This window comes from Vibrio diazotrophicus (assembly GCF_038452265.1).
GTDB classification, from domain to species: Bacteria; Pseudomonadota; Gammaproteobacteria; order Enterobacterales; family Vibrionaceae; genus Vibrio; species Vibrio diazotrophicus.
Map to the genome: position 1 here is coordinate 2,459,958 of NZ_CP151842.1, position 17,094 is coordinate 2,477,051.

The 17,094-nt window shown below is 43.7% G+C and carries 18 protein-coding genes; 7 read left to right on the forward strand and 11 right to left on the reverse strand.

Annotation, left to right across the window (positions count from 1 at the left end; genetic code table 11):
• Nucleotides 1-3 precede the first annotated feature (3 nt).
• From fliD to AAGA51_RS11275, 7 genes are all read right to left on the reverse strand, one after another.
• Nucleotides 4-1,992, reverse strand: a complete 1,989-nt coding sequence (gene fliD / locus AAGA51_RS11245) for a flagellar filament capping protein FliD (RefSeq protein ID WP_042484032.1) — start codon at nucleotides 1,990-1,992, stop codon at nucleotides 4-6.
• 21 nt (nucleotides 1,993-2,013) lie between these two features.
• The gene (gene flaG, locus AAGA51_RS11250; RefSeq protein WP_042484034.1) at nucleotides 2,014-2,475 is read right to left on the reverse strand and encodes a flagellar protein FlaG; all 462 of its coding nucleotides are present in this window, start codon (nucleotides 2,473-2,475) and stop codon (nucleotides 2,014-2,016) included.
• Between the two features lie 73 nt (nucleotides 2,476-2,548).
• Nucleotides 2,549-3,679: a flagellin gene (locus AAGA51_RS11255; protein WP_042484037.1), complete on the reverse strand. Its 1,131-nt coding sequence runs from the start codon at nucleotides 3,677-3,679 to the stop codon at nucleotides 2,549-2,551.
• Between the two features lie 226 nt (nucleotides 3,680-3,905).
• A complete protein-coding gene (locus AAGA51_RS11260) occupies nucleotides 3,906-5,045 on the reverse strand; it encodes a flagellin (RefSeq protein ID WP_042484040.1) in 1,140 nt (379 codons plus the stop codon).
• A gap of 263 nt (nucleotides 5,046-5,308) precedes the next feature.
• Nucleotides 5,309-6,442, reverse strand: coding sequence for a flagellin (locus tag AAGA51_RS11265; RefSeq protein WP_042484042.1), 1,134 nt, complete (start codon nucleotides 6,440-6,442; stop codon nucleotides 5,309-5,311).
• 143 nt (nucleotides 6,443-6,585) lie between these two features.
• The gene (locus AAGA51_RS11270) at nucleotides 6,586-7,491 is read right to left on the reverse strand and encodes a Dyp-type peroxidase (RefSeq protein WP_042484045.1); all 906 of its coding nucleotides are present in this window, start codon (nucleotides 7,489-7,491) and stop codon (nucleotides 6,586-6,588) included.
• 97 nt (nucleotides 7,492-7,588) lie between these two features.
• Nucleotides 7,589-8,053: a DUF2919 domain-containing protein gene (locus AAGA51_RS11275; RefSeq protein WP_042484048.1), complete on the reverse strand. Its 465-nt coding sequence runs from the start codon at nucleotides 8,051-8,053 to the stop codon at nucleotides 7,589-7,591.
• A gap of 289 nt (nucleotides 8,054-8,342) precedes the next feature.
• Here AAGA51_RS11275 and AAGA51_RS11280 point away from each other — a divergent pair, with 289 nt between their 5' ends.
• Nucleotides 8,343-8,690: a DUF2956 domain-containing protein gene (locus AAGA51_RS11280; RefSeq protein ID WP_042484049.1), complete on the forward strand. Its 348-nt coding sequence runs from the start codon at nucleotides 8,343-8,345 to the stop codon at nucleotides 8,688-8,690.
• A 24-nt stretch (nucleotides 8,691-8,714) separates the two neighbouring features.
• Here AAGA51_RS11280 and AAGA51_RS11285 read toward each other — a convergent pair whose 3' ends face one another.
• Complete coding sequence (locus AAGA51_RS11285; RefSeq protein ID WP_042484051.1) at nucleotides 8,715-8,996, reverse strand: winged helix-turn-helix domain-containing protein; 282 nt, start codon at nucleotides 8,994-8,996, stop codon at nucleotides 8,715-8,717.
• Nucleotides 8,997-9,243: 247 nt separating this feature from the next.
• Between AAGA51_RS11285 and AAGA51_RS11290 the strand changes: the two genes are divergently transcribed.
• Genes AAGA51_RS11290 through AAGA51_RS11305 form a run of 4 tightly spaced genes read left to right on the forward strand, consistent with a single transcriptional unit; the run spans nucleotide 9,244 to nucleotide 11,669 of the window.
• Complete coding sequence (locus AAGA51_RS11290; protein ID WP_042484055.1) at nucleotides 9,244-9,591, forward strand: ArsC family reductase; 348 nt, start codon at nucleotides 9,244-9,246, stop codon at nucleotides 9,589-9,591.
• 44 nt (nucleotides 9,592-9,635) lie between these two features.
• Nucleotides 9,636-10,769, forward strand: coding sequence for a succinyl-diaminopimelate desuccinylase (dapE, locus tag AAGA51_RS11295; RefSeq protein WP_042484058.1), 1,134 nt, complete (start codon nucleotides 9,636-9,638; stop codon nucleotides 10,767-10,769).
• Nucleotides 10,770-10,791: 22 nt separating this feature from the next.
• Entirely contained in the window at nucleotides 10,792-11,469 is a 678-nt protein-coding gene (locus AAGA51_RS11300; protein ID WP_042484060.1) for a M15 family metallopeptidase, read from the forward strand.
• 11 nt (nucleotides 11,470-11,480) lie between these two features.
• The gene (locus AAGA51_RS11305; RefSeq protein WP_042484063.1) at nucleotides 11,481-11,669 is read left to right on the forward strand and encodes a DUF2897 family protein; all 189 of its coding nucleotides are present in this window, start codon (nucleotides 11,481-11,483) and stop codon (nucleotides 11,667-11,669) included.
• 44 nt (nucleotides 11,670-11,713) lie between these two features.
• Here the strand turns inward: AAGA51_RS11305 and bamC are convergent, their stop codons facing one another.
• Entirely contained in the window at nucleotides 11,714-12,730 is a 1,017-nt protein-coding gene (gene bamC, locus AAGA51_RS11310; protein ID WP_042484067.1) for an outer membrane protein assembly factor BamC, read from the reverse strand.
• 58 nt (nucleotides 12,731-12,788) lie between these two features.
• Nucleotides 12,789-13,667, reverse strand: coding sequence for a 4-hydroxy-tetrahydrodipicolinate synthase (gene dapA, locus AAGA51_RS11315; RefSeq protein WP_042484069.1), 879 nt, complete (start codon nucleotides 13,665-13,667; stop codon nucleotides 12,789-12,791).
• Nucleotides 13,668-14,106: 439 nt separating this feature from the next.
• Between dapA and AAGA51_RS11320 the strand changes: the two genes are divergently transcribed.
• Both AAGA51_RS11320 and bcp read left to right on the forward strand, forming a co-directional pair.
• Nucleotides 14,107-14,649: a glycine cleavage system protein R gene (locus AAGA51_RS11320; protein WP_042484072.1), complete on the forward strand. Its 543-nt coding sequence runs from the start codon at nucleotides 14,107-14,109 to the stop codon at nucleotides 14,647-14,649.
• 9 nt (nucleotides 14,650-14,658) lie between these two features.
• A complete protein-coding gene (gene bcp, locus AAGA51_RS11325; RefSeq protein ID WP_042484073.1) occupies nucleotides 14,659-15,132 on the forward strand; it encodes a thioredoxin-dependent thiol peroxidase in 474 nt (157 codons plus the stop codon).
• Nucleotides 15,133-15,211: 79 nt separating this feature from the next.
• Here bcp and AAGA51_RS11330 read toward each other — a convergent pair whose 3' ends face one another.
• Complete coding sequence (locus AAGA51_RS11330; protein WP_042484075.1) at nucleotides 15,212-17,083, reverse strand: methyl-accepting chemotaxis protein; 1,872 nt, start codon at nucleotides 17,081-17,083, stop codon at nucleotides 15,212-15,214.
• Between the last annotated feature and the right edge of the window lie 11 nt (nucleotides 17,084-17,094).

Here is a 17,094-nt window from a genome sequence, read left to right on the forward strand (position 1 = left end):
ATATTAGCCTAGCGCGTTCATCATACCGGCTAACTGAGACTGCATTTTGCCAGTGGCATCCTGCATGGCCGAGAATTTGTCGAAAGTCCGTTTTTCCAAGCTATCCATTCTACGGTCAAGCGCTGCCTGATCGTCATTTAAACGGTAATTACGCTCTGTGAGTGTCTTTTCACGATTGCGAATAACGCCTGTCACACCGGTCATACCTTGAATGGCATCTTCAACTTTTTTCGCAAAGCCCTGATTACCACCAAAAAAGTCGCCCAGCTTGGTGAAATTGTTATTTAATTGACGATCGAGCATATCATAGTTGATCTCCATCGTCCCTTGGCGCGTAGTCGTGATACCAAATTCAGTTAAGCTTTGCAGCGTTTCAGGGGCTTGTTCTATTTTACTAGAGAATACCGATTTCAGACGGGAATCAGCACTGCGAACCACACTATCACCCGCTAGAGGCCCCGCTTGTCCAGTACGAGGGTCGACACCTGATAGTTCTTTTGTTACCTGATAGAACTGGTTATACGCATTGACAAACTGCTCAATGTCTTGGCGTACGCTGTTACGATCGTATTCGATGTCAATTTCAGCGGGTTGTTGATTGCGGTCAGTTTTGCCTTTTAGGGTCAAATCCACACCTTCAATCGCGTTCTCAATTACGTTGTTTTTACTAGAAAGCTTCGCAACGCCGTCTAGCACAACTAAAGAGTCTTGCGCGGCCTGAACTTCTGTCATACCGGTGTAAGCATCAAAAGAGGCTTGTGCCGCTTTAAGTTGCTCGTTAACCGACTCAACTTTTTCAAGCAGTTCACGTTCTTCTGGTGTCAGTTTTGCACGCGCAATCGCTTTGGCTTCTTCAGGCGTCATATTACCGTTTTGTACGGCAGCACGGATATCTGCTTTCTCTTGCGCTAATTGACGTTCAAGTTTTTCCTGCGCTTCTTTTGGCGTCACGTAAGAATCGACTAAGGTTCCTGAAGCGGTATTTGTCCAGCCCGGAACATCTTTTGATTTATCTATCGCTTTATCATCAAGCTCAGGTTCTGGCTCATAATAAGAATCCAGCAAAGTACCCGAAGCTGTTTCAGTCCAACCTGGAATACGTTCTTCAGGTTTTAAGTACTTATTAACGTCCGTTCCAGCTTTGGCTGCCGCTTTAACGGCCGAGTCAGACAACTCTGCACCATCAGCATCAACGCCATTATTGTCTTTTGCTACTTTCTGAACTTGAGCGGCAACCGATTCGTCAATTTCTCTGGCGGCATTACCGATTTTTTCTGCCACTTTAGCGGCAATCTTTTGCTGCTCTGGTGTCAAAGGGGCAATCAGTTGCTGCGCTGAAGCTCGCGCTTTTTCAAGATCTTTAACGCGGTCTTCTAACGTTTTGTATTCAAGAGACTTGAGAGGATCACCCGCTTGCGCTTGCGCCGAGATAGTCACTCGGTTTTCTTCACCGGAAATATTCGAGGCGACAATTAAACGAGGTCCGTCAACGTCGTTGATTACCGAAGCTCGTACACCGGGGTTACTCTTTTCACCGTTGATGCTACGAACAATATCGATAAGTTTAGATTGGGGTTTTACTTCTATGTTGAAGCTTTTCTTGCCAAGTGAAATTTGCAGCTTACCAGGACCAAACTTTGCGTCTTGAGGAAGTACATCAGACGCAATTTTATGGCTCTGCGCAAGCTGCAACACATCTACTGAGTATTTACCAGCGATGGCATCAGTGGTTGCTGTCGCGACGACGGAGTTATCATCAGAAGTGTCCACAGAACGAACTGCGAACGCCTTTTCCTGACGAAAATTCGCCATCAGATTTTTCATCGTATCCAGCGACTCTCTGAGCCGGCCATAGGCACTAATACTGGTATCAATACCAACGCGCTCATTGTCAATTCGTTGCTGTTTGGGAACACGCTCCGAATTAACAATTTTGCTGACCATTGAATTTATATCAAAGCCAGTGTTCATCCCCATTGGGCCTAAACTCATTCAACCACCTCAAAAATATATTTACACCTTAGCCGACAATAAGCCCGATTTATGGTCCTGTTGTCGGGAAAGACGTCGTAATACTTCAAGCATTTCTTCTTCAGGAATTTGGCGGATAATGTCACCCGTTGATGCTTCATATACCGTTACTACGTCCCGACCGGATTCCTCATCAATTCTGAAAGATAACCCTTTGTTGATAGATTTAACGAAATCGCTAACTTGTTCTACCATTCTAGCTCGTCGTTCTTCATTCAGCTTCTCACGTTCACGAGAACGTTCAATTGCTGCGTCGACCGACTCTTGCTTAGTCTTCTCCAGTTGTTGTGAGATGTGCTCATAAATCTTATTTGAGCGCTCTACCGGTCGTTCCTCCCTTTTCGCAGTAGAAATGTTACTTACGTTTTCATTTTCTGAAGCAAATTTGATGCCACTTTGTGAGCCGAAAGGCTGGACGTTCGATGTGTGTAATGGTACTTCCATAACAATCTCCCTTCCACCTTAGAGGTAACTTTCTCCAACTGTGCTACCTATAAAGCTCAGTTAGCTTTATCAGTTAACCCAATAAGCTAAGAGCCGCAGATGGTGACTGCTTCGCTTGAGCCAACACAGACGTACTCGCTTGTTGCAGAATTTGCGACTTCGTCATTGCAGTGGTTTCGCGAGCGTAATCCGTATCTTTAATACGGCTACGAGATGCATTCACGTTCTCATTGATGTTCTCTAGGTTGCTGATGGCATGACCAAAACGGTTTTGGAATGCACCTAGTGAAGCACGTTGGCTATCTACAGCTTTAAGAGCACCGTCGATCACCGCAATCGCTTCTTGAGAACCACCCACTGTTGATACGTCAATATCTTTTACAGTCAGATCTTCACCTTGGCCAAAGCCAATTTCAGCACCAAGATCACCACCGATAGTGACATCACCTTGCACTTTTTGAGTTGCGGCGAAAAGTTGTAGCTTACCACCTTCGCCAACTGACGCTTTAATGTCGTCGTTTTGGCCGTTGATGTAAGTAGCAACTTCTTCCAAGTCATCACCTGCTTTTGCAGAAATGGTGACTTCACGAGCTTCACCTTGTTTGTCGGTGTAGTTCAGTGTTAGATCTTTCGCTTCGCCGACTTTCCAATCCGATCCTTTACCTTCTTGGGCGCGGTAAGCTTTACCACCCATATCAGTGGTATCTGAGCGCATGTTGCTCATAGATAAAGCAACAGCTTCACCTGAGTCAGCACCGATTTGGAAAGATTTGCTGCCGAAAGAACCATTCAGTAGTTTGTTGCCACCAAACGATGTGGTTTCCGCAATACGGTTCAATTCGTCATTAAGTGCAGACACTTCTTCTTGAATCGCTAAACGCTCAGAACGTGAGTTCGAACCGTTAGAAGATTGCAATGAAAGGTCACGCATACGTTGAAGGATGTTGGTAGTTTCATTCATTGCACCTTCAGCTGTTTGTGCAATAGAGATACCATCGTTCGCATTTCTTACCGCCATGTCTAAGCCACGGCTTTGAGAAGTTAAACGGTTTGAAATTTGTAGACCTGCTGCATCATCTTTCGCGCTGTTGATTCGGTAACCCGAAGACAAACGCTCCATAGATTTTTGCGTGCCGTCCGCTGCATTGTTCAAATACCGCTGAGCAGTCATCCCCGCGACATTCGTGTTCACACTTATTGCCATATTGATCTCCTTAGGCAGATTGTTGACGTGCCTTCGAGTCTCTCACCTCTCTCCGGCACACCTCATTTCTCTCGTATTCTGTAACGGCGAAGAATTAACAACCTTTAGAGAAAAAATATTACTTTTTCGCAAAATAATTGAACATTTGGAGAATTAATAAGCAAATCAAGATATTAATCGCAAAAAAAAATCCAGCCGAAGCTGGATTTTTTCATCTGGAAGCGGATTAACCTAGTAGGCTAAGCGCTGCGTTTGGAGCTTGTTTAGCTTGCGCCAACACTGTGCTTGATGCTTGAGAAAGAATTTGCGACTTAGTTAGTGCAGTTGTTTCTTTCGCGAAGTCAGTGTCTTTGATACGGCTCTTAGAAGCATTCACGTTTTCGTTAATGTTGTCTAAGTTGCTGATTGCATGGTTGAAACGGTTTTGGAAAGCACCAAGTTCTGCGCGGTGGCTATCTACAAATTTCAACGCTGAGTCGATGATAGCAACAGATTCTTGAGCGCCGCCTACTGATGTTACGTCAATAGAGTTCACAGTTACCGCTTTACCTTCAGCAGAACCTAAACCTAGTTCACCAGCAAGAGAACCACCAAATGCTACTTCGCCGTCTAGTTTGTCAGTACCTGCGAATACTTGTAGCTTGCCATCTTCGCTTACAGATGCTTTAACTGTGTCTGTTTGACCGTTGATGTAAGTTGCTAGCTCTTCGATGTCATCACCAGTTTTTGCTGAGATGCTGATAGTTTGCTCTTGACCAGCTTTGTCAGTGAAAGACATGGTTAGGTCGTTTGCACCTGATTGCACGCCCCAGTTTTTATCTTTACTTTCAGTTGCTTGGTAGCTAATACCACCCATCTTAGAGTTGTCGCTACGCATGTTGTTTAGGCTTAACATTACTGCTTCACCTGAGTCAGCACCAATTTGGAATGACTTAGTTGAGAATGTGCCGTTTAGTAGCTTGTTACCACCGAAAGAAGTGGTTTCTGCAATACGGTTTAGTTCGTCGTTAAGTGCAGATACTTCTTCTTGAAGTGCTACGCGCTCAGACTTAGAGTTTGAACCGTTAGTAGATTGTAGTGACAAGTCACGCATACGTTGCAGAATGTTAGTCGTTTCATTCATCGCACCTTCAGCAGTTTGAGCGATAGAGATACCATCGTTCGCGTTACGTACTGCTACGTCTAAGCCACGGCTTTGAACGTTCAAACGGTTAGAGATTTGAAGACCAGCTGCATCATCTTTTGCGCTGTTGATTTTTGAACCAGACGATAGACGCTCCATAGACGTTTGTTGTGCGCTAGTTGCGCCGTTTAGGTAACGTTGAGCTGTCATTGCTGATACGTTTGTATTTACATTCACTGCCATGGTGATTTCTCCAATTGATTTTCCGGTAGTTCAGGTTTCCGACGTCTCGGAAAACCAAGTAGTTCTCTCAAAGTTACTTTCTATAACGGCTCCTGTTCGGGAACCTTTAGAAAATTTTTTCGATTTTTTAAAAAAAACTTCGTTTGGCGTATTAAACGTGACGAAAGCATTAAAAGTTTTAAAAAGTCGATTTTTTTATTAAAGGTTTACAACGCAGCGTCGATAAACCTTGATTTTCTTTTTACCAAGCGCGTTTTTCTTTTTTAACCAAGTAAAGATAAAGCCATGTTTGGCTGTTTCTTAGCTTGAGCCAAAATCGAGGTACTCACTTGTTGAAGAATTTGCTGCTTAATCATTTGCGTCGTTTCTTTCGCATAGTCAGCGTCTTTAATACGACTATTAGAAGCAGCTAGGTTTTCGTGCACGTTATCCAGATTGTTGATCGCGTGCGAAAAACGGTTTTGTAAAGCACCTAACTCAGCTCGATGACTGTCTACATATTGCAGCGCAGTATCTAACACCGACACAGCACGTTGAGCACCACCAGCAGAACGGATATCCAGGTCGTTCACAGACTCATAGCCTTTGAGATCCATTTGAAGCTCTTCGGCTAAGCTGCCACTAAATGATAAAGTTCCGGAAGTCTCTTTACCCGCCATAAAGATCTGTAGTTGACCATCTTCATTGACGGATGCTGATAGTTCATCAGTTTGCCCGTTTATGTAAGTAGCCAGCTCTTCTACATCATCACCTTCTTTAGCGTGAATATTGATTGAAGACTCTTTACCACTCGCATCCACATACTGAATCATCAGCTGGTTACTGCCTTTTGATACCTGCCATTGTTCATCTAGCGAGCGACGACCGACATAGCTGAATCCACCCATATCGATACTGTCTGAACGCATGTTCTTCAGTGACAGCTGAACCGCCTCTCCAGAGCTTGCGCCTATTTGGAAAGAAGATTGTCCAAAAGTGCCACTGAGCAATTTTCGCCCACCAAAAGAGGTAGTTTCAGCGATTCGGTTCAATTCATCATTCAAAGCCGCCATTTCTTCCTGCAAAGCAATTCTTTCTGCTTTGCTGTTGGAACCATTAGCTGACTGAAGTGATAAATCTCGCATGCGTTGCAGCAAGTTGGTACTTTCCTGCATCGCCCCTTCCGCAGTTTGCATGATAGACACACCGTCATTGGCATTACGCACAGCGACATCTAGTCCGCGCATCTGAGTTTCTAAGCGATTCGATATTTGCAGACCTGCCGCATCATCTTTAGCACTGTTAATCTTCTTACCCGAAGACAAACGCTCTAAAGATTGATTAAGCATTTCTGTAGCTGAGTTCAAATGGCGTTGAGCCACAAGAGCAGAGACATTTGTGTTTACCGTTATCGCCATACAGACGCAATCACCTACTTCTGGTTAATTCTGTTAGCTATATCGGTGGCGTGCAGATTTTCTTTAGTAAGAGTTTTATTTAAAACGAAAAGCCGGACATTTAGCCCGGCTTTCATCTATGTGATTATTCTCTGTTTATCGAGCTATGCCTTTACAGCAAGGCTCGCTAGCATCTCTTGAGAAGGCGCAAAGAAGTAAGCGCCAGTTACAGCGTGAGTAAAGCGAAGTAGTTGGTCTGTTTTACCATCTGTCACACCATACATACTTTCTAACATCACTTTCATGTTATGCAGTGTGTAGCAGTAAGAGATAAACAGCAGGCCATGTTCACCACTTGCGGTACCATACGGTAAGCTGTGACGAACTATCTTCAAACCTTTACCTTCTTCTTTAATATCAACACGACCCACGTGTGAAGCGGCTGGAACGTCATCTAGCTCGATGGAATCTGGCTTAGTACGGCCGACTACTTTTTCTTGAGCAGAGATGTTTAAACGGTTCCAAGCAGGAAGATCATGCACAAAGCGTTGTAGCAATACGTAGCTACCACCCGCAAACTCACCATCCTGAATCAGTGCAACCTCTTGACGTTTCTCATCTTTAGGGTTTTCTGTTCCATCAATGAATCCTGTCATATCACGAGCATCTAGGTAGCGGAAACCGTAAGTCTCATCCACGACGGTCACATCTTCAGCCGTTTCGGCTAAGAATGTACGTAAAACGTAAAATAGCAAATCGTGACGAGTTGAATGGCAGTGAATCAGTACATCAGCATCTGTACTAGGTGCTACAACATTACCTTCACCCAGCGGTTGAAAATCGATCAGCTCTTCAGGCATCGCCACATCAAGCTTTTGCCAAAAAGCTCTAGTAAAAGAAACGGATACCGATAAAGCCGCCCCCGGTTGATTCGCATTAATATCCGCAATATGTGCTGGCAACGCTTGAAGTTGCTGTAAAACATGAGCGTGGTTTTGACGAATTTTCAAAAGGCTATAGAGTGCAAATGGACCTGCTTCAGGCAGAATTGCAGTCTGTGACATTGACATAAAAAATCCTCACTATTCATTTATGCTCATTGGCTATGGACTGAGTGTAATTAAAAACTATTTCTTTATGTTGACCGTGATCATGAGTTCACAACGATCATGTGCGATACAAAACAGGGACTTGAAAGCAATCTCTGACACTACGACTGTTATAAACATACAGAGCAAACCACAATAAAAGCAACATACTCAAGGCAGATATCCAGCTAAAAGAGCCGTTCTGAAGATAAACGTGGTATCCGGTTTGAACGAATTGTGCCAGTGTCGTTAACAACGTCACCTCTCTGCCCCATTTAGCGGATAATATCGCCCAGCGCCTGTCAGGATGCCTTAACCCGACCAACCACATCATAGCAATACTCGGTACGCCCATCGCTAAACCCAAATACAACATTGAGTGATCAGGATAAATCAAACCTAGAATTTTCGGCCCACTGTCGCGACTGGCTCCAGCCATCACAAATACAATCCAAGCTTTCGACAAGAAAAACCAGCCTAGCCATAACCATTTAGGAGCCTTAAGAAAGCCGTTAGCATCGTATTGTTCTATTGAATAACGCACAGTGTTCCATCTGAATTTACTACTTTTGTTACACAACCACTTTAACCGAATGGTTTCAAATAGCTATACGTAATCTCTGATTGAAGCGGTAGATACGAGATTCAGAATGTAAGAAAAAGGCTCATGTATCTTTCTAGCCAATTATCAAAGACGTCATAGTGACAGGCAAACAGAACACCATGACAGATAGAGAAATTAAACGGCAGAGTTGATCTAGAGCCCTTCATCAAATATGTCAGTTCGTGATAGGGTTTAGCCCTATTCACTACCAAGACTAAATTCTGCATTTATGAACAAGAAGATCGTTCCTTCGGAACAAACTCAGCAAGAGGCATTGGCGGTCGCTAGAGCAATTCAAAAACCGGGACAAACAAAAGAACAGACCAAATTAATTGCTCAAGGAATAGAGAAAGGCATAGCGCTGTACAAAAAACAGCAAAAAGAGAAAAGCCGCCAAGCAGATAGAGCACGTAAGAAAGCGTTAAAAACAAAGCAAACCAGTGCAGAAACTCAAGAAAGCGAAGAGTTTAATGAATTCGACGCAACGACAAGCACATCAAGCTTTTTACCTTGGATTTTACTGGGCTTAAGCTGGGCAGGCTTTATTGCGTATTGGTTTGTACAAAACCAACAATAAGGAAAAAAGCCAGCAAAGCTGGCTTTAAAATCCTAAGCTCGCCGCAATGTCATTTTTGCGGTCAAAAACCCATTGGCTATCAAATGGTCCCCAGTCTGATAATTGGTAGTAACCATCGTTATGACGTCTACCATCCTGAACAAACATGAGTTCTATACCAATTCCCGGAAGCGCTTTAATCACGTCCTGAATAGTACGACGTGGCCATCCCGTTTTCTCAATAAGTTTAGGCACATTTGGCCGCTCAAGGCTTTCCACTAACAAGGCTAAATACAGACGCCTAGCAAAAACAGGACTCAATTCCATTGATACCTCCTAATCAATACAGGACTCATTATTTCTTTTTTGCCTCGAAACGTGTTGCGTTTGATCAATAACTTTTCAATACCATGCAAATCAGAGCGTATTTTCTTGTCACGAACCCTTTTGTCACGAGGCTGGCTTCCTGTTAGGATTTGGCAAACAACGATAATTCAGCCTATATACACAAGCTTGGCTTTGTAACCCTCGCGGTTGCAGGTTCAGTGAGTGGGGAGATAAAGGAAAAGTACTAATGACTATTATGTATGGCATCCCAAACTGCGACACAATCAAAAAAGCGCGTAAGTGGCTTGAAGCAGAAGGTGTCGAATACCAGTTTCATGATTATAAAAAACAAGGGATCGACGCTGAACTCGTGAAAGAGTTTTGCCTATCGCTTGGTTGGGAAAATGTGTTAAATAAACGCGGCACAACCTATCGTCAACTTAGCCAAGAGCAGAAAGACACGTTGAATGAAACCAACGCTATCGCTTTGTTGGTTGAGCAGCCTTCAATGATTAAGCGTCCGATTGTGCGCCATAATGACAAACTAGAACTCGGCTTCAGCACTGCGAACTACGCGGCTCTTTTTAGTCAATAATTTTACTTAATAAACCGTTTCTTTTTTTAACAAGGATTTCAAGGATGACAGATAGCCCTGCTTTGGCTCTCGCAAAAGATTTAATCAGCCGCCAATCGGTAACCCCAATCGACGCAGGTTGCCAAGATTTAATGATTCAACGCTTAAAAGCGCTCGGTTTTGAAATCGAATCTATGGTGTTTGAAGATACAACCAACTTCTGGGCTCGCAAAGGCACTGAAGCACCGTTATTTACCTTCGCAGGTCATACTGACGTAGTTCCAGCCGGTAAGTTGGAGCAATGGCATACTCCACCATTTGAACCAACCATTATCGATGATCATCTTCATGGGCGTGGCGCTGCAGATATGAAAGGTTCACTGGCTTGTATGATTGTTGCTGTAGAACGCTTTCTTACTGAAAACCCGAACCACAAAGGTTCAATCGGATTTCTAATTACCTCTGATGAAGAAGGCCCGTTCATCAATGGTACAACCCGTGTTGTTGATACCTTAATGGAACGTAACGAAATGATTGATATGTGTATTGTTGGCGAACCTTCAAGCACATTAAAAGTGGGCGATGTGGTAAAAAATGGCCGTCGTGGATCGATTACTGGTGACATCACTATTAAAGGCACACAAGGTCATGTGGCTTACCCACACCTAGCAAATAACCCTGTACATCAGTCTCTTCCGGCGCTGGCTGAACTGGCGACCATGAAATGGGATGATGGCAACGAATACTTCCCGCCTACCAGCTTCCAAATTCCAAACGTGCATGCTGGGACTGGTGCATCGAATGTCATTCCGGGTGAGTTCAATGTTCAATTCAACCTGCGTTTCAGTACCGAGTTAACTGCTGACGAGATTAAACGTCGCGTTCATTCAACTTTGGATGCTCACGGTTTGGATTATGACCTTCACTGGACACTGAATGGCCTGCCATTCTTAACAGATACAGGTGAACTGCTTGATGCTGTGGTTAAAGCTGTGAAAGAAGTGAATCATCAAGAACCACAGCTACTTACAACGGGTGGTACTTCTGATGGTCGTTTCATTGCTCAGATGGGCGCACAAGTAGTGGAACTGGGTCCTGTGAATGCCACCATCCACAAAGTGAACGAATGTGTCAGCATCCATGATCTTGAGCTGTTGACCGATATGTACCAAAAAACGCTGGAAAATCTTTTAGCGTGATGGAGAGTCTATTCGCGTGATAATGACCGCTGAGCAATTAACAGGTAAAACTGAATCCCATTTAACGGAAGTACTGGTAGGACAGAAGCATTTTCTCGTCCATCCTGCTGTTAAAGATGATTTGCTGTCACTCAAAGAGGCGGCCGATAAAGAAGGTTTTAACTTCAATATTGCCAGCGGCTTTCGTTCCTTTGAACGCCAACTGGCGATCTGGAATCGAAAAATGTCAGGTGAAGCAGTGCTCCTTGATGAGAACAGCCAAATCATCGAGTCGCAAAATCTGAGTGATGAGCAAAAAATCGCAGCGATTTTGCGTTGGTCTGCGCTACCGGGCGCAAGTCGTCATCATTGGGGAACCGATTTTGATGTCTTTGACAGAAATACCATCCCAAGCGAAGGCGGTTTGAAACTGGAACCCTGGGAATATTTACAAGACCACCAGCACCCCTTCTACCTTTGGTTACAAGCGCATTTAGCTGACTTTGGATTTTTCTTCCCTTATCAGGAAAATGGCTCTGGTGTCGCTTTTGAACCATGGCACATCAGCCACAAAAAAACAGCTCAGGCTTGTTTGCAACAACTCACTTTAGATCAATTGTCTACGCAACTGGATTCTGCGCCCATTTTAGGTAAAGAGTGCGTGCGCCAAGGGCTTGCAAAGATCTACAATCAATACATCACTAACATCAGCACTCGCTAACGGCAATCAGCATGATAGAGTTTCTTTTTAACCCGTGGGTCATCTCAATCGTCATCGTCAGTGTGGTGATCGGTAATATTGCTGCATTGAAATACACAGCGAATATGAAATACGGTCAGCAGAAGAAGAAAAGCGATTTAGATAAACTCAATGAGCTTGATAAGCAACAACACCAAGACGACAACCAGCACAAACAATAAAGGACGCAAAAGCGTCCTTTATTTTATCTAACGAGTGCTCTGCGTTATTTCTTATCAATTACCGCTGCGAGTACTGGAACCATATCTTTCAACAAAGCTTCTTCAACAGGTTTACCTGATGAATCGGTCACGTTAATCGAAGTACGGTTACCCAAATCACCAAACAGAAAGGTGTAAGTTCCCGGTTTTAGCGCTGTAGGTTTGACGCCAATCTCTTGCCAGAACTCATCATCCGGTAACGCATATTTCGCTTTTACAGTACCTTGAGACTGACTACGTTCTTCAATCGTAAAGCCCATATGAGGCAGAATGTTTGGTAAACGAGGCCAAAGCACGTCATAAGAAGAACGAGCAATAATCACAGGTAGACCACTACGGTCTGCGCCCATTGAAATTGGAATCTGTTTGACTAGCTCTTGTGCTTTTCTCGCTGCTTCTTCACGAGCGTCAAGATCATAACGAGTCGTCACTAAATTCGTCATCAAAGCGTTGTAACGCTCTTTATTGGTTGTTGAAACTGGCATCTGCTTGCCATCTTCACGCCAATCAATCAGCGATACTTTAAAGCCGTAGCGATTATTATCTTCGACACGAGTCACTTCGTAACGAGCGCCTAACTCGACGTCTTCATCTTCTGCGACCCAAGAAACCCAATCTGTTTCAATTCTGTCATTGGTTTGAGAGAGGATATTGATTTTGCGCTCAGCGATCACTTTTAAGACCGTATCCCAAACTTTATCCACTTCATCCTTACGAACCATCCACAGTGAAACTTCACCTTTTTGGCGTTCTGCACGAGCACCTGGGATCAGTTCCAGAACTTGTTGTGGCGGACGAATATCAACGGTTTGGCCTACACCGCCATGATAGTTCCCCTGCGGGATATCAAAATTTGGGTAAAACTCTGGAGTCGCTCCCTCTGGTAGCTGCCACTCGCTGAAGCTTTTCGTCTCTAGGTAGGTAAAATCATCTTTGGCTTGGCGGCGATGTGTCGAATTTGAACAAGCACTTAAAACCAAAACAGCTAGTGAACTTATAACTAGCTGACGCGTAAACTTCATTGAAACTCCTAAAATGCACCGAGGTGTAAAAACACCTCGGCATTGTATGGAAAGCGCCTTAAAAAATACAGGCTTCAGTCATTGCTTGGGCAACAACTGGTTGAGCTTGTTCAGAAAGAGGTGTTAAAGGTAGACGTAGATCACCAAAAGAAATCAAACCCAGTTTGTGAGCAGCCCATTTAACGGGAATCGGGCTTGATTCGACAAATAGATTTTTATGCAAAGGCATCAAGCGTTGGTTAATAGCTTCTGCTTCTTCAAACTTACCTTCCAACGCAAGGTGCGTCATGTTCGCCATATCTGCAGCGGCAATGTTGTTCGTTACCGAAATAACGCCTTTGCCACCCAGTTTAATAAACTCTAAACCTGTCGCATCATCACCGCTAAGCAGAATGAAATCATCCCCACAAAGCTCACGATGCAGTGCTACACGGCTTAGGTCACCTGTAGCATCTTTAATTGCAACAATGTTGTCTAACTTTGATAGTCGAGCCACTGTCTCAGGTTTCAAATCAACTGCCGTACGACCAGGTACGTTGTACAGAATAATTGGCACTTCTGTCTGTTCAGAAATGGCTTTGTAATGCTGGTACAAACCTTCTTGTGTTGGCTTGTTGTAGTATGGAGTCACACTCAGAACGCCAGCGATACCTGTATTGTTTAGTAGTCGACTGAAGGTAATGGATTCGTGAGTCGCATTTGCACCTGTACCCGCAATCACTGGAATACGGCCATTGGAATACTCAACGATCTTCTCTACAACTTTGACATGCTCTTCGATGGTCAGTGTGGATGATTCACCTGTCGTACCTACGGCAACGATAGCATCGGTACCAGCGTCAACATGGTAGTCAACAAGCTTCTTCAGACTTACAAAGTCGACTTCGCCATCTTGGGTAAAAGGTGTAATTAACGCTACGATACTTCCTGAAAACATGTCTATCTCCATAAATAAATGCTTTCTGCATGGTACTGCATGGGAGTTGAAAAACACAAGAGGCTAAGAATGCCTAAATGCTCCTTAAGAGTGAATATTTATCACATGTTGGAGCTTTCCCCCACCTAATCTCTTATCGACCATTGTATATAAGCAATCCTTCCACTTGTTAGAGGTCGGTCATATTTAAATAGCCGCTATCTTGAGCGCTTGTTTCTATACTTAATTTATGGAGTGGTTATCCCCAAAATGAGTCGGCAATTTTCACGCAAAGCTTGTGATTTAACCTGATAAGTATAGATAACGATGTAATCAAAACGCCTTAGTTGCAACAATAGTATTGTCACTTTAATTAACAAAGGAAAGTAACCACATCATTGGGGTTAATTAATGAAAAGTTGTGCTAACATGCCAGAAAATAACAAAGCGAAATATCAATATGACTCAACATCTTGTGATCACAGCAGTAGGAACGGATCGACCTGGTATTTGTAACCAAGTTGCGAAATTAGTTACGCAATCCGGCTGCAATATTGTCGATAGTCGAATTGCTTTATTTGGAAAAGAATTCACATTGATCATGCTGTTATCGGGGAATACCAACAGCATTACCCGAGTGGAGACAACACTGCCACTGCTCGGACAAGAACAAGATTTGATCACTATTATGAAGCGAACGTCACCGCATGATCACCAATCCAACGATTATATCGTTGAAGTCTATGTGGAATCTGATGACCGCCTTGGTTTAACCGAGCAGTTCACTCAATTCTTTGCAGACCGCAACATCGGTATGGCGTCACTAAGTGCACAAACCATCAGTAAAGATAAGCTGCAGCGTAACAAAGACCAATTCCATATCGCCATTACCGCTCACGTAGATTCGGAATATAACCTTATGCAGCTTCAAGAAGAATTTGAAGCGCTATGCACCGCTCTTGATGTACAAGGTTCGCTTAATTTTATAAAAAGCAGTCAATAAGGAAGAACAATGAACACTTTAAAAGCAGGCGCGCCAGCTCCGGCGTTTTCACTATTAGACCAAGATGGTAATCAAGTTACCCTATCTGACTTTGCTGGCAAAAAAATTCTGTTTTATTTTTACCCAAAAGCCATGACGCCAGGTTGTACCGTTCAGGCACAAGGCTTACGTGATGTGAATGCTGAGCTTGAATCCATGAATGTGGTAGTACGAGGCGTTAGTATCGACCCTGTCGCTCGCCTTGGTAAATTTATCGCTCGCGACAACCTTAACTTCACATTATTGTCAGATGAAGATCATCAGGTTGCCGAACAGTTCGGCGTTTGGGGGACCAACTATTTTATGGGCAAAGTTTATGATGGCTTGCACCGCATAAGTTTCCTGATTGACGAAAACGGTATCATTGAACACGTCTTTGACAAGTTCAAAACCAAAGATCACCACGAAGTCGTACTGAACTATCTAAAAGAAAAACAGGCTTAACTCGCACTGTTTAGAAAACACATGATGATAAAAGAAAGGCCAGCAATGCTGGCCTTTTTGTTAAACATATCAAGATAGGTTAGACGATAAACTTACCAAGAATCGCATCTTGCTCACGCACGTTTTCTGTTTGAACTTGCATTGCGATGTTGGCTTCTTCAGCCGACTCAGACACCTGTGTCGACAAGTCTTTAATCTTCACTGTGTTGTTATTGATTTCTTCAGCCACTAAGCTCTGTTCTTCTGCTGCTGAAGCGATTTGCATGTTCATGTCGCTGATATGTTGAATTGCGCCATGAATTTTCTGCAATGCAGCATCCGCTAACTGAGCTTTGCTCACTGCTTCCTCTGCCGTTGCTTTACTTTCATGCATAGCAACAGATACTGAATTCGCGCCAGCTTGAAGCTGCTCGATCATACTACGAATTTCAGTGGTCGATTGTTGTGTACGTTGCGCCAGCGTTCGAACCTCATCCGCTACCACAGCAAAGCCTCTACCAGAGTCCCCCGCACGAGCAGCTTCTATCGCAGCGTTCAGTGCAAGTAAGTTAGTTTGATCAGCAATGTCGTTGATAACTTTAAGAATCGTTTCAATGTTCGCCGTTGCAGATTCGAGACCTTGAACTTCCTCTACCGCCTGCTCAATTCGGGCTGAAAGCATATCAATCGATGAGGTCGTGTCCCCCACCACTTTCGAACCTTCTTGAGTAGCATCATCCGCATCTTTTGCCGCTGAAGCCGCACCTTGAGCATTATTGGCTACTTCCATCGCGGTTGCTGCCATTTCATTCATGGCCGTCGCTAACTGCTCAAGCTCATGAAGCTGAGAACGCATAGCTTCAGAAGAAGAGTGTACGCTGCCCATGGTCTGTTCAGCACCACGCTTAATCTCTTCACCAATCGCTTTAGATTGCTTGATTTGGTTTTGCAGTGTTTCCGTGAACGTATTGAAGTCCATCGCCAACTCTGCAAATTCTTTATCTGTATCAGTGCTTAAACGCTTGGTTAAATCCCCCTTACCAGAAGCCACGTCTTTAATCGCATTATTAAGCGTGTTAAGAGGACGCATCAAGAATTTAATCAGAACGGACAAAATAATGATACTTAGAACCACACCGATAATAGTGTAGATAATCGCGCTATTTCTTAGGTTGTCGACAGTCGCGAAGGCTTTTTCATTGTCTATCAGTGCACCGACAAACCAGTTTTGACTCGGCAAATAGGTCAAACTAAGAAGAAAACTTTTCCCCTCTATATCGATATTTTGAGAACCTTCTTTGATATCAATTTTAGGTAAATAAGTGGAAATATTTTGACCGTTATTTTCGACATTTGGGTGAGCGACGGTCATGCCATCGGAAGTAATAATGAACAGCTTACCTGCGTCAAATAGGTTAATTTTATTCACCATTTCAGCGAGCCCGTTTAGCTTCAGGTCATAGAACATGGCGCCAGTGAACTTACCTTGGTTGTAAACCGGTGTTGCAATAGAAATGATCATTTGCTTTGTAGAGACGTCTACATAAGGCTCAGTGACGGTTAATTTGCCGTCTCTTTTTGCAGCGATATACCAAGGGCGTTTACGCGGGTCATAACTGCTATCTGGTTCCCAACCGTCGTCATTTTCAACGACTTTACCGTCAATGTCGTAACCAAGACCAACGGCAAGAAAACTGCTCTTGAGCTTTTTGGTCTCCAGCACATTTTTCACATAATCACGATTTTCGGGATCTAACTGAAGAATATCTGTGGTTGATTGAGCAAGAGATTTCTTACTCTCCATTTCCGAAGTTACTGTATCGGCAACTCCTTCGGCCATTCCTTTAATGCTACCACCAATTAAATTAGATACTTCCTTTCGAACAGTGCTTACCTGCTGAATAGATAGCAAAGATGCTGTTACCAGCAACAATACCGATGATGCGGCCACAATCTTTTGACTAAATCTCATACGTCCCTCAT